10 protein-coding genes are annotated in these 12,836 nt (G+C 39.0%); all 10 read right to left on the bottom strand.

Translation table 11 applies throughout. From position 1 onward, the window contains the following. Nucleotides 1–9: 9 nt before the first annotated feature. The 10 genes from EHW89_RS00440 to ruvB all read right to left on the bottom strand — a co-directional run bounded on the left by EHW89_RS00440 (nucleotide 10) and on the right by ruvB (nucleotide 12,757). On the bottom strand, nucleotides 10–897 hold the full coding sequence (locus EHW89_RS00440; protein WP_003074939.1) for a carbohydrate ABC transporter permease: 888 nt from the start codon (nucleotides 895–897) through the stop codon (nucleotides 10–12). Between the two features lie 111 nt (nucleotides 898–1,008). Continuing rightward, nucleotides 1,009–2,334, bottom strand: coding sequence for an ABC transporter substrate-binding protein (locus EHW89_RS00435; RefSeq protein WP_126466377.1), 1,326 nt, complete (start codon nucleotides 2,332–2,334; stop codon nucleotides 1,009–1,011). Nucleotides 2,335–2,379: 45 nt separating this feature from the next. Further along, complete coding sequence (locus EHW89_RS00430; protein WP_126466376.1) at nucleotides 2,380–3,084, bottom strand: N-acetylmannosamine-6-phosphate 2-epimerase; 705 nt, start codon at nucleotides 3,082–3,084, stop codon at nucleotides 2,380–2,382. Nucleotides 3,085–3,710: 626 nt separating this feature from the next. Continuing rightward, nucleotides 3,711–4,862 (bottom strand): iron-containing alcohol dehydrogenase, encoded by a 1,152-nt coding sequence (locus EHW89_RS00425; protein WP_126466375.1) that lies wholly within the window; start codon nucleotides 4,860–4,862, stop codon nucleotides 3,711–3,713. A 423-nt stretch (nucleotides 4,863–5,285) separates the two neighbouring features. After that, nucleotides 5,286–7,937, bottom strand: coding sequence for a bifunctional acetaldehyde-CoA/alcohol dehydrogenase (gene adhE / locus EHW89_RS00420; RefSeq protein WP_021001171.1), 2,652 nt, complete (start codon nucleotides 7,935–7,937; stop codon nucleotides 5,286–5,288). Nucleotides 7,938–8,298: 361 nt separating this feature from the next. Further along, entirely contained in the window at nucleotides 8,299–10,116 is a 1,818-nt protein-coding gene (locus tag EHW89_RS00415; protein ID WP_022526430.1) for an acyltransferase family protein, read from the bottom strand. Continuing rightward, nucleotides 10,106–10,519, bottom strand: a complete 414-nt coding sequence (locus tag EHW89_RS00410; protein WP_126466374.1) for an MORN repeat-containing protein — start codon at nucleotides 10,517–10,519, stop codon at nucleotides 10,106–10,108. The genes EHW89_RS00415 and EHW89_RS00410 overlap by 11 nt, the downstream gene beginning before the upstream one ends. Before the next feature lie 8 nt (nucleotides 10,520–10,527). Then, nucleotides 10,528–10,956 carry a low molecular weight protein-tyrosine-phosphatase gene (locus EHW89_RS00405; RefSeq protein ID WP_126466373.1) on the bottom strand — a complete coding sequence of 143 codons (429 nt, stop codon included), beginning with the start codon at nucleotides 10,954–10,956 and terminating at the stop codon, nucleotides 10,528–10,530. A 237-nt stretch (nucleotides 10,957–11,193) separates the two neighbouring features. Then, nucleotides 11,194–11,757, bottom strand: a complete 564-nt coding sequence (locus tag EHW89_RS00400) for a nucleotidyltransferase family protein (RefSeq protein ID WP_126466372.1) — start codon at nucleotides 11,755–11,757, stop codon at nucleotides 11,194–11,196. Nucleotide 11,758: 1 nt separating this feature from the next. After that, nucleotides 11,759–12,757 carry a Holliday junction branch migration DNA helicase RuvB gene (ruvB, locus tag EHW89_RS00395; RefSeq protein ID WP_126466371.1) on the bottom strand — a complete coding sequence of 333 codons (999 nt, stop codon included), beginning with the start codon at nucleotides 12,755–12,757 and terminating at the stop codon, nucleotides 11,759–11,761. Nucleotides 12,758–12,836: the final 79 nt, after the last annotated feature.

Genomic DNA, 12,836 nt, shown 5'->3' with positions numbered 1-12,836 from the left:
CTCCTTTCTTTAATATTCGACGTCATTTCCAAGAATCTTGAATTGGGCAAAGCTAATCAAAGCAATCATGACAGCTAAAAATACTCCCATGGTATTAGCATAACCATATTCAGATAACTTGAAGGCTTTTTCATACAGGTAATACATCAATGTACTGGTTGAATAGTTTGGCCCTCCGGATGTCAACAGCTGAATCAAGGCAAAACATTGGAAGGAATTGATTGTTGTAATGATCGCAATATACAGAGTTGTTGGCAAAAGACTTGGCCATTTAATCTTCCAGAAAACTTGCAGCTCTGTCGCTCCATCAACACGCGCAGCTTCCACCAATGAATTGTCAATATTTCCCATAGCAGCAATATAGAGAATAATAGGCTGCCCGACAGAAGTTGTCAGCAAAATCACAATAATCGCCATCAACGCCCAATGCTTATCACCCAGCCAAGAAATATTCTGATTGATGACATGACCCGACTTCAGGACGAAATTCAAAATCCCTGACAGTGGGTCGTAAATCCATTTCCATACAACCGTTACAGCTACACTCCCTGTCACCACTGGCAGGAAGAAGACAAACCGATAAAATGACCGTGCAATCGCATTCTGACTATAGGTTTGAGAAGCCACAAACAAAGAGAACAACACAACAATTGGTACCGAACCAATAACAATAATCACCGTATTAATGAGAGATTTAATAAAGACTGGATCTTTAAACATTCGTGAGTAATTGTCCAATCCAACGAATGAAAAGGATGTCATAGAATAATTAAAGAAACTCGTTACAAATCCCATCACCATCGGTGCCAATACAAAGACAATAAAGAATAATAGAACTGGTGCCAAAAAAGCATAGGAAATCACCGTTTCTCTCATTCTTATTTTATTCACTTTCACATTCAACACCTCATTTAGCTAGAGGAGATACTGACCTCCTCTTTTTGATAAAAAATTCCCTTTTCCTATTTTATGAAACCAACAACAGAAAAAGGGAAATCGTTACATTATTTATTTTTTACTTTTTTTAATGGTTTCATTTGCTTTTTCTGTAAAGGTCTTCAAAGCAGATTCAACTTTTTCATCGCCATTTGAAACAGATTGCAACATTGGGAACCAGAGTGTCCTCATTTCTGCAAATCCATCAATCGTGTTGTAATATGGTGAATAATATTTTGTCCAAGTGTTGATTGTTTCCATCCGTTTGTCATTGTACAATTTACCAAATGATGAACGAACCGGGAAAGCACCTGTACGAACAACATTTTGTGGTCCCCATTTCTTATCATCAGCGATAAATTTGACAAATTTCTTAGCAGCTTCTATTTTCTTTTTATCTTTATTGTTAAAGATGCCAAAGCCATTTACAAGGTATTCCAAAGCTGGTTTGCCATTGTCTGACGGGAATGGTACTTCAACAACTTCAACGCCACTTGCCTTCAACAATTTTGCTTGGATACCATTTTGCGCAGGTGCCCAAAGAACAGTATAAGAAGTTTGCCCATTCGCAAAGTTTTGAATATCTGCTCCACCATCGAATTGAGAGCCGTTTGTCATCAAACCATCTTTAATCCAGCTCACTGCTTTGTTCAAACCTTTGACAAAGTTTGGACTGTCCGTTGTATATTTTGTCACCTTATCATCTGTTACAGAACCACCATAAAGATTTGAAATGAAAGCACGTGTACCTTGGTCACCACCTTGACCATTACTGAAGAGTGAGCCAGGAGTATACCCTTTAGCTTTCAATGCTTTCAATACTTTTTCAAAGTCAGCAGTTGTCCAGCCCTCTTTAACAAGGTCTAACACACCAGCTTCTTTCAGCATTTTCTTGTTCAATGCCATGTAAAATGGCGCAGAGCTAATTGGATACATATAGGCTTTGTCACCAGCTTTGCTGGCCTGAATGATTTGATTGTTATTGACATCTTTGACAAAATCATTTGTAAAGAGATCGTTCAATTCTACCAATTTACCATTTTTACCATATTGAATGATCCGACCCGGTGCGTCAAAGAGGACATCTGGTGCTGTTCCTGCTTCAATCGCCGTTGTAATTTTTTCTGGACCAGATTTGAAGTCAATGGTTTCTAATTTTACTTTAATATCTGGATTGGCTTTTTCAAATGCTTTGATAATTTCTTTTTCATACGTACCAACACCATCGCTGGCCTTTTTTTGCGTGAAGACTGGGAAAGCCCACCAAGTAATCTCTGTCTTGCCAGAGGAATTTCCTGAATCAGCTGACTTGTTTGAACCACCTGAATTTCCACATGCTGCCAAAGATAAAATTGCAGCTCCTGCAACTAACGAACAAAGTATTTTCTTCATCCTCATATTGTTTCTCCTTTTATTGTCATCCTTTTTAGGATAAAATTGTTCCTACTTTTCACTTACTGCTGCAACAAAACGCTCTGTAATTTCTTTTGGACGCGTAATGGCACCACCTACTACAATTCCTCTAACACCTAAGTCATGAATCGTTTTAGCTTCACTTGGATAATGAATTTTTCCTTCCGCAATAACATCCAAACCTGCATCACATAAATTTTTTATCAGATCAAAATCCGGCCCCTCACCTTGCAAACTATAAGAAGTGTAGCCCGACAAAGTTGTCCCTACAAAGTCCACACCTGCTTCTGCTGCAGCAGCTCCCTCTTCAAAGGTACTCACATCTGCCATGAACAATTGATGAGGATATTTCTCCTTCACTTGCTTGATGAAATCCGCAATCTTTAAACCATCAAAACGCTCCCGCTTTGTACAATCAAAAGCAATTACTTCAATATCCAGAGCTGCTAGTTCATCAATTTCTCGCATCGTTGCGGTAATAAATGGCTCTTGAGGTGGATAATCTCGCTTGATAATGCCGATGATTGGCAGCGAAGTAACCTCTTTAATTTCCTTAATATCCCGAACACTATTAGCTCGAATGCCAACAGCTCCTCCTTGTTCAGCCGCTTTTACCAAAAGGGGAATAACTCCACCTGCTTCAGTATATAGCGGTTCGTGTGGCAAGGCTTGACAGGAAACAATGATGCCATCTTTTATTTTGGCAATCAGCTCGTCTTTTGTCATTTGTGCCATAGACAGCTTTCTCCTTTGCTATTGTAGATCAGTTTTTAAAGCGCTTTCAATCTCACGGTGTTATTATAACCATTTTTCGAAGCGCTTTCAACAATATCTGAGATTTTGGTTCTAATTTCTAATAACAATTACTTTTCTCTTAAATCTTGAAAGTAGTTTCAGAGAATAAATTATATTGACATGATATTATAATCATATCAAATTGCCTCTGAGGCATGCAAAAAGACTACATCTCTGCGAGTGCTATCTACCATATCGTCACAAGCTTTCCCCCAAGAATTTTCCAGAATGGAGACCTTATAATAGAATTAGCAAGGGGGAACACTTTTTTCAGGAGTATCAGCCAGAGTCGCTTTTGAATAAAAGTTTAAAAGTTTCTCAGTGCTGGTGTTCTTTGCGATATTGTCCTGGCGTCCGTCTAAATTTCTTTTTAAAAAGTCCGTTGAAGTGTTTTATAATATTTTATGCCACGCGACTTCTCACAAAAGATTATCAGTCAATATTTGCCAATTTTATTTTACGAACGAACCAGAGGTAGGGGACATATTGGGCAAGCATAAAAATTGAAAACGTAAATAAGCTACCGAAAATTTCATCGGTAGCTTATTTTTATGACAAATCAGTGCTTAAAACAATTCTTTGTAAAGAGCAATCGTTTCTTCTAGCGTCGGCATAAATGGATTTCCTGGTGCACAAGCATCAACGAGTGCATTTTTAGAAAGGTATTCAAAATCAAATTCCTCTTCTTTAATGTCCAGTTCTGTCAATTCTTTCGGAATACCCACAATTGCTGATAATTTTTCAATTTCAGAAATGGCATAATCAGCGCATTCTTTATCACTTTTGCCTTCCGTATGGAGACCAAGAGCTTTTGCAACATTTCGGAATGCTTCTGGCACACGTTTTGCATTTTCACGCTCTACAACCGGTAAAAGCATGGCACAACAAACACCGTGAGGAAGATTGTAAACTGCTCCAAGTTGATGAGCCATAGAATGTACATAACCTAGCCCAGCATTATTAAAGGCCATACCACCTAGGAAAATCGCATTAACCATGGCTTCGCGTGCTTCAATGTCATGGCCATTTTCAACAGCACGTGGTAAAAATTCTTTAATTAACTCAATTGCACCAATAGACAATTTTTTCGTCACATTATACGCACCTGGTGTTACCAAAGCTTCAACCGCATGTGTAAGGGCATCCATACCCGTTGCAGCCGTCAAAGCTTTTGGTTTAGAAATCATCAATTCCGGATCATTTACTGACAGGAGTGCAAGGCTATTCTTATCAACCATAACCATTTTCACTTTACGCTCTTCATCAGTAATAACATAGTTAATCGTGATTTCAGCTGATGTTCCTGCTGTCGTATTGATTGCTACAACCGGCAAGCCTTTTTCCTTTGATTTGTGAACACCTTCGTAATCTTGCGGACGCCCACCATTCGTTGCAAGAATTGAAATACTACTTGCAGCATCTTGCGGCGAACCACCACCAAGTGAAATAATAAAATCACAATTATTATCTCGCAAAACAGCTAAACCATCTTCAACATTTTTAACAGTTGGATTCGGCTCAACATCACTAAAAACGACATACTCAATGCCTTCCTTATCAAGTGGTGCAGTTACCTTAGGTAAAATGTCACTGCTTGCAATATAATGGTCTGTCACCAAGAGAGCTTTCTTATACCCCAACTCTTTGATATGACCACCTATTTCATTAATCACACCACAACCAATAAGATTAACTGATGGAACATAAAATACTGACATTATATTTCCTCCTTATTTTTATAAATATTATCTATTTTAGAAACCGCTTACACAACTATATTATAACACTCATAATGCTTTAACATCAACTTTTCATTATTTTAGTATCAAATTTACAGATTCAAAACTTATCAGTCTATTATGATATTTTAGGGCAAAGAGAAGTATAAGATTTTCTGTATCCACAATGACATCGTCCCCATCAAATACCAACAATTGAAACATGACCGCCCTCCTTTTTTCACAACTAGTTTACAGGAAAACGCATACAATATCAAGCAAGAGAAAGGACACTCTCTCCAAATAGAAAAATCTCCCTACAAAAGCAGGGAGATGGTGACTGATAAACTGATTTATGTCTAAAAATCTGAATACATTGTCTGTACAATGACGAACGATTCAAATTAGAACAAACTTTACTGTCTATTTACGACGTCCTGGACGTTCTGCATAGCCATAGTAGGCATCAGCCATAATTTCTTCCATGTCAGTAACTATTGGCAAGCGTGGATTTGCTGGTGAACATTGGTCTTCATAAGCAAGAACGGCAATATCATGTAAGCTATCTTTCCAAGTTTTTTCATCAATACCTTGATCTTTAAAGTTCATCTTGATACCAACCGCTACACCAAGGTCATAAACAGCTTTGGCATAGGCTTCAACCGCTTCTTCTGGTGTTGAGCAAGGAAGACCTAGCATACGAGCGATATCTTGGAATTTTTCATCAGCTTTCCAGTAATTGTACTTAGGCCATGTTGTAGTTTTAGATGGACGAGTTCCATTATAACGGATAACATAAGGAAGTAAAATAGCATTTGTACGTCCGTGAATGGTGTGGTGAACAGCACCAATCTTATGCGCCATTGAGTGACTCATTCCAAGGAAGGCATTTGCAAAGGCCATACCAGCCATTGTAGAGGCATTATGCATCTTTTCACGGGCTTCTGGGTCAGCCGTTTTTACAGATTTTTCCAAGTATTTGAAGACTAACTTGATGGTTTGAAGAGCAATACCATCTGTATAGTCATTGGCAAAGTTAGAAGTATAAGCTTCAGTTGCGTGTGTCAAGACATCCATACCTGTGTCAGCAGCAATAAATGCTGGAACAGATTCTACCAAAGCAGGGTCAACAATTGCAATAGTTGGTGTCAATGCATAGTCAGTGATAGGGTATTTACGATTATTAGCCTTATCAGAGATAACTGCAAACGGTGTTACTTCTGAACCTGTACCAGATGTTGTTGGAATACCAATATATTGTGCTTTCTTACCAAGTGATGGGAATTTGAAGGCACGTTTACGGATATCCATGAATTTTTGAACGAGGTCACCGAAGTCAACGTCTGGCTGTTCATAGAACATCCACATACCTTTAGCTGCATCCATTGGTGAACCACCACCAAGGGCAATGATAGTGTCTGGTTCAAATGAGCGCATTACTTCAACACCACGACGAACTGTTGTAATATCTGGATCTGGTTCAACATCTGAGAAGACTTGAATCGTGACTTTGTTTTTACGAAGATTCAATTGGTCAATCACACGTTGTACAAAACCGAGTTTTTCAATTGATTTATCGGTAACAATCATGACACGTTCGATACCTTCGCAAGTTTGAAGGTATTGGATTGAGTTACGTTCGAAGTAGATTTTTGAAGGAACTTTAAACCATTGCATATTATTTCTACGTTTTCCTACTTTCTTGATGTTAAGAAGGTTGATAGCTGATACGTTATCACCAACTGAGTTGTGTCCGTATGAACCACATCCAAGTGTTAATGATGGAATGAAGGCGTTGTATACATCACCGATACCACCAAAGGTAGATGGAGAGTTCCAGATAATACGCATTGCCTTTATTTCCGTACCGAAACGTTTTGCAAGAGCTTCGTCTTTTGTATGGATAGCAGCTGAGTGTCCTAGACCATTAAATTCAACCATTTGACGAGCTTTTTTAAGTCCATCTTCAGTATCTTCAGCTTTCAAAACTGCAATAACAGGTGATAATTTTTCACGAGTCAATGGTTCTTTAATTCCAACTTCTGCACATTCAGCGGCCAAGATATTCGTACCTTCTGGTACTTTGAATCCTGCTTGCTCAGCAATCCACGTAGCTGGTTTACCAACAATATTTGGGTTCAATTTTGCACCAGCGCAGTTCTTGCTGTTAGCTTTTGCACCAAAACAGAATTCTTCCAAAAGCGCTTTTTCTTTCTTGTTGACAAAGTAAGTATGGTAAGATTTGAATTCTTCTACAAATTCATCATAGATTTCTTTATCAATGATCACGGCTTGCTCAGATGCACAGACCATACCATTATCAAATGATTTGGACATCACGATATCATGTGCTGCTTGGCGGATATTTGCTGATTTTTCAACATAAGCTGGAACGTTACCAGCACCAACTCCAAGAGCAGGTTTACCGCATGAATAAGCAGCTTTTACCATGGCATTCCCACCAGTCGCAAGGATTGTTGCAATCCCTTCGTGGTTCATCAAAGCTGTTGTTGCTTCCATAGATGGCTGTGTAATCCATTGAACACAGTTTTCAGGTGCACCTGCTGCAATCGCTGCATCACGTACGATTTGTGCCGCATGAGCAGAAGATTCTTGAGCAGATGGGTGGAAAGCAAAGATAATTGGATTCCGCGTTTTCAACGAAATCAATGATTTAAAAATTGCTGTTGAAGTTGGGTTGGTCGTTGGAGTGATTCCGCAAATTACTCCAACCGGTTCAGCAATTTTCGTTAAACCTGTAATAGGATCATCTTCAATCACACCAACAGTTTTAACACCACGCATATTGTTAACAACATGTTCGCAGGCAAAAAGGTTTTTTGTTGCTTTGTCTTCAAAGACACCGCGACCTGTTTCTTTAACAGCATGTTCTGCTAAGATACCATGTGCATCAAGAGCAGCAACTGAAGCTTTTGCAACAATGTAGTCTACTTGTTCTTGATTTAATTTTCTCATTTCTTCCAGAGCAACTAGCCCTTTTTGAACGAGTTCGTCAACATGCTTTTCAGCAGCTAACTTTTTTTCTTCGGGAGTTAATGTTTTTTTATCAGCCATGTGTTCCTCCAATGGTTTTTAGGATTTTTATAAATCCTTTGTTAATTTTTTCACAAGATTATTATACCTTATTTTCTTTCTCTTGTAAACACTTTCAAGTAAACTTCACAAACTTTTTCTTTTATATTGTGAATTTGTTTCAAAACATGAGTTTTCTATTATATTTAAAAACATTGTTTGTGAAGTTTAAAACTTAAAATTATATATTTCACATACTTTTTCAAGATTTCCAAAAACAAAAGTTATGTAAAAAAGAGCATTTTTGCTGTGTATTCCTACATCCTCGTTCTACCCTACTATCTTTTTACAGCACACAAAAGTCATGAATCGCAAAGCAATCCATGACTTCTAATTATTACTATTATTTCTTCACTGTTCCTTTTTTCACAGCTTCATCAATGGCTTGTTTGACGGTTTGAGCATAGAGTTCACCGCCTTTGGTGATTGTTGTTGTCTCCGAGCCAAAGTGCACATAGTCAGTTCCATACCAAATTTCTGGGTGTTCGATAGCAGTTTGATACCAATCCGCTACAAATACATAATCGTATTTTTTCGCCAATTCCAATTCATACTGACGTGTTTTGACTGCCAAGCTAGAAGCGTTATGTGCTGTCCGACCATCATACGGCGTCACTAAAACCAAACGATGTCCTTTTGGTAATTTCTCAATAAATTGATTGAGCAAACTTTCGTAGTTATCAACCGTATTAGTTCCTAAGGCTAAGACCACTGTCTCCAGAAGTACTTTGTTTGAAATATCAGTTTGATAGACTTGCAAGCCCGATTCTAAGTTTCGACTGACTGCTGCATCCACTTGAATTTCCGGCATAGCCTGCTTGAGCCATTCACTTGCTCGCAAAGCTACCGAATCTCCGATAACTGTCGTACCCTTTGCTACGTTGTATTGACTGGCACTCACATTATCAGCTTGGGTACGAGTAATCTGCATTTTACTGTCAGCTTGATTTAACCCATTGACGAGCAAATTTTCTTCAAAGGCACCAATTTTCGGAGCAGTCACAATCATGACCAAAGCGACCAGTGTTAATGGAATCAAACTATAAAATACAGGTGTTGTGATTTGCTTGATGTCCATCTTCAAGCCAAATACTTTTGGCTCTCTACCTGCTAATGTCGGCTCCAATAGATAGAAAGAGAAAGCCGCCAAAGCAAAGGAAAGCACGGTTGTTAATAGAACTGCCCATCCATTGCTCATCAATTGGGAAAAGATGATGTAAAACGGCCAATGGAACAAATACACACCATAGCTCGTATCTGCAATAAATGTGATAACGGGCGGCTCATCAACATGTGGCGTCTTCTCATGGAGCACACGTGTTGCCAAAATCATCACCACCGAAAATACCGTTGCAAGAAGGAAACCAAACAGATAAGTCAATAAATTATCAAATCTCAGGAGGAACGTTAATAACAGCAAAGCTGCAAAACTACCACCAAGTAGATAAAAGGTCTTTTTCAAATCAAGCGCCTGCTCCATTTTACGAAAAGGTGCTCCCAAATCACTCACACCCGAAAGTGTCGCTAAAATACTTCCTGCAAAAAACGGGAAGATATGCGTGAAACTTGAAAAGTAAATCACAGAAAAGTTTGAAGAGAAGAAACTTCTGACAAACATAGAGAGAAAACTAATCAAGAACAAAGCAGATGATAAAAGAAAGATAATACCACGAAATTGCCCAATGGTTTTACTTTTCTTCGCTAAATACCATGTTGCCAAGCCCCACAAGATATAGTAGTGCATCTCCAAAGCCAAGCTCCATGTGTGCACAAAGAGATGTTGGATAAATTGACTCTCGTAATTTCCACCAGACAAAATTTCATAAAAATTTGTCACAAAGCCGAGCACAGCAGCGATTTGCGTCCCAATACCAGCCACAAAATCCTTCCGAATCAACAGGGTAAAGGGCATGACAATCAAAATCATAAAGACAAGCGGTGGCACAATCCGATAAAAGCGACGTCTCAAGAATCCTTTAACATCAATGTCTTTGTCTCTGGCAAATTCATCAATCAAGAGGGATGTAATCAAAAAGCCTGAGAAAGTGAAGAAAATATCCACACCAATAAAACCGCCAGGAAAAGCTTTCTGGAAGAAATGGTAGAGCAGGACTAGAAGTAACCCTGTAATCCTCACTAATGAAAACCATTTAACGCGCATTTTGATAAATCCCCTGTTTAAACTTTCCCTTGTAGACAACATTATTTTCTGTTGTTAATTTGCCTTGCCCCTCAGGCTGTCCATTCACAAAGTTGCCTTCGTACTTCCAGCCAGCTTTAGCTGTAAAGGTTCCCTTCCCATTAAAGGTACCGTTCTTAAAATTACCTTTATAAGTATCCCCATTTTTAAAGGTCAAGGTTCCTTGACCATTCATTTTACCACGAACAAGGCTGCCATTATATTTGATTGTTCCTTTATCCAAGGTCAATGCCCCTTGACTGGGAATACCTGATGTAAAAGCCGCCATCGCTGATAGGACAATAACCGTTACTGCTAGCAATTCCAAGTTATGCCTTGTGAGATAAATTTTGTACTTTTCGTAAAATTCTTTTAATGTGTCCATTCTCTCCACTAATCTTCGCTCTTCACGCGTTCAATCCATTTCTGACAACCTGCCAAAACAAGCCGGTAAGTCTCGTCAAAATCACCTGTGTACCAAGGATCTGGCACACTTCTCTCTTCAAATTGAAATACTTTCTCCAGATATTTTCCCGGTACGATTTTCCTCAAATCTTGAAAATTGGACTCGTCCATTCCGATAATATAATCAAAGTCTACAAAGTCCTGCTGGGAAATTTGCTGGGAAGTTTTGCTTTTGTCATAAGAAATGGCATATTTTTTAAAAATCGCTTGCGTTCCCGAATGGATTGGATTACCATGCTCCCAGTCTGAAGTCGCACGACTTTCAACATAAACGTCATCTGTCAAATCTTTCATCACAAACTCTGCCATTGGACTGCGGCAGATATTTCCCAAGCAAACAAATACAATTTTCTTCATAGCATAGACCTCTTTACTATTATAACAAAATCTAAAAAAATAGGAATTTAAACCCCTGAGAATTTTTGAATTCTTTTAAAAGCACAAAAAGCCGCCGATTGGGCGACTCTTATAGGGAGATTATTATGAAAAAGAAAAGTTTTTAGGAGTTCAAGTTAAGTTCTTCTCAACTTGTAATTATAGTATACCGATTCTGACTTAAATTTTTCTTAAAGATTTTACTATTTTTGAGAAATTTTAAAGAAATTCAATTTGAAGATTGTGCCACTTCTTCTGCCAATCTTTTTTCTGTATTCTCATATTATAGAGCTGTCTCCTGTCTGCATCTTCTAGGAAATGCAGAGTCGGCTGAACACGAAAATGGAGAATATCGTCTAAGCCATAAGGCGCAAAGAGTTCCAGCTGTCTATTATCCAACAAACGTAAACCCACAGCTGTACAGCGCTCTGGATATTTACTCATGGCATCTTGCGAGCTAGTATAAGATTGGGTATTTGGACTGTGGATATGCATATAGACTTGATTCTTGACTTCCCAATGGTAATGTGGAAATTCTCGCTTGAGCCGATTTTCAATGTTGAGTGTTTCCTCATAAGAAACATCTGGGTCAAAGAAAATCACATCCACATCCGTCTCTGTATCAAAGCCGGGCTTGTCCGACAGGATATTCCAGATGAAATTTCGCACCGAACCAGCACAAAGCCAGCTGTCTTTCAATTGCAAGTCATAGATAATCTGTAAGATAGTCATCATATCTCGGTCTGATGAAAACGCATGTAAAATCTCTTTTTCGGACAGCATGTTATTTCTCCAAATATTCATAACCCAAATGCTCGTAAGCTTTACGAGTTGCCACGCGCCCTTTTCGAGTTCGCATAACAAATCCTTTCTGGATTAAATAAGGCTCATACATGTCTTCGACCGTTTCTTGCTCTTCTGCGATATTAACAGACAAAGTTCCCAGACCAACTGGGCCGCCACCATAAACCTCAATCATGGTCTTAAGAATCTTCTGATCCACATAATCTAAACCTTCTTGATCCACATCCAGCATCGTCAGCGCTTGATCAGTAATTTGGTCATCAATCAGCCCGTCACCCATAATCTGAGCAAAATCTCGTACGCGTTTAAGAAGTCGATTGGCAATCCGAGGCGTGCCCCGGCTACGCAGTGCTAATTCTTCAGCTGCTTCATGAGTAATGTCCATTTCAAAGATTTCTGCCGTTCGCTCCACAATCTCGGTCAAATCTGCTTCTGCATAATATTCCATGTGACCAGTAATGCCAAAACGAGCCCGTAAAGGATTGGACAACATACCAGCTCGGGTCGTGGCGCCAATCAAGGTAAACGGTGGCAAGTCCAAGTGAACACTACGGCTCGTCTCACCCGTTCCAATCATAATATCAATGTAAAAATCTTCCATAGCGCTATAGAGCACCTCTTCAACAGACATAGGCAAGCGGTGAATCTCATCAATAAAGAGAACATCTCCCGGCTCCAAATCGTTCAAGATTGCCACCAAATCGCCCGCTTTCTCAATAACTGGACCAGAAGTTTGCTTGAGATTAACTCCTAGCTCATTGGCGATGACAAAAGCCATAGTGGTCTTTCCCAACCCTGGAGGTCCAAAAAGCAACGTGTGATCTAGTGCTTCATCTCGCAGTTTAGCTGCCTCAATGAAAATTTTCAGTTGATTTTTGACCTTGTCTTGACCGATGTATTCTTGTAAATACTGGGGACGCAATGTGCGCTCTACGAGCTCCTCGTCTCCCATCAATTCATTATCCAAAATTCTACTCATAAATACTATTATAGCAAAAAATCAGGTTGGTAAGCTGGTTTAACCTTAGATTTTACAAATAGAAATCAAAGGGAATGAG

Source organism: Streptococcus periodonticum (assembly GCF_003963555.1).
In the GTDB taxonomy this organism is placed as follows: domain Bacteria; phylum Bacillota; class Bacilli; order Lactobacillales; family Streptococcaceae; genus Streptococcus; species Streptococcus anginosus.
Note: the sequence above shows the minus strand (reverse complement) of the source record. Positions and strands in the feature narration are given on the sequence as shown.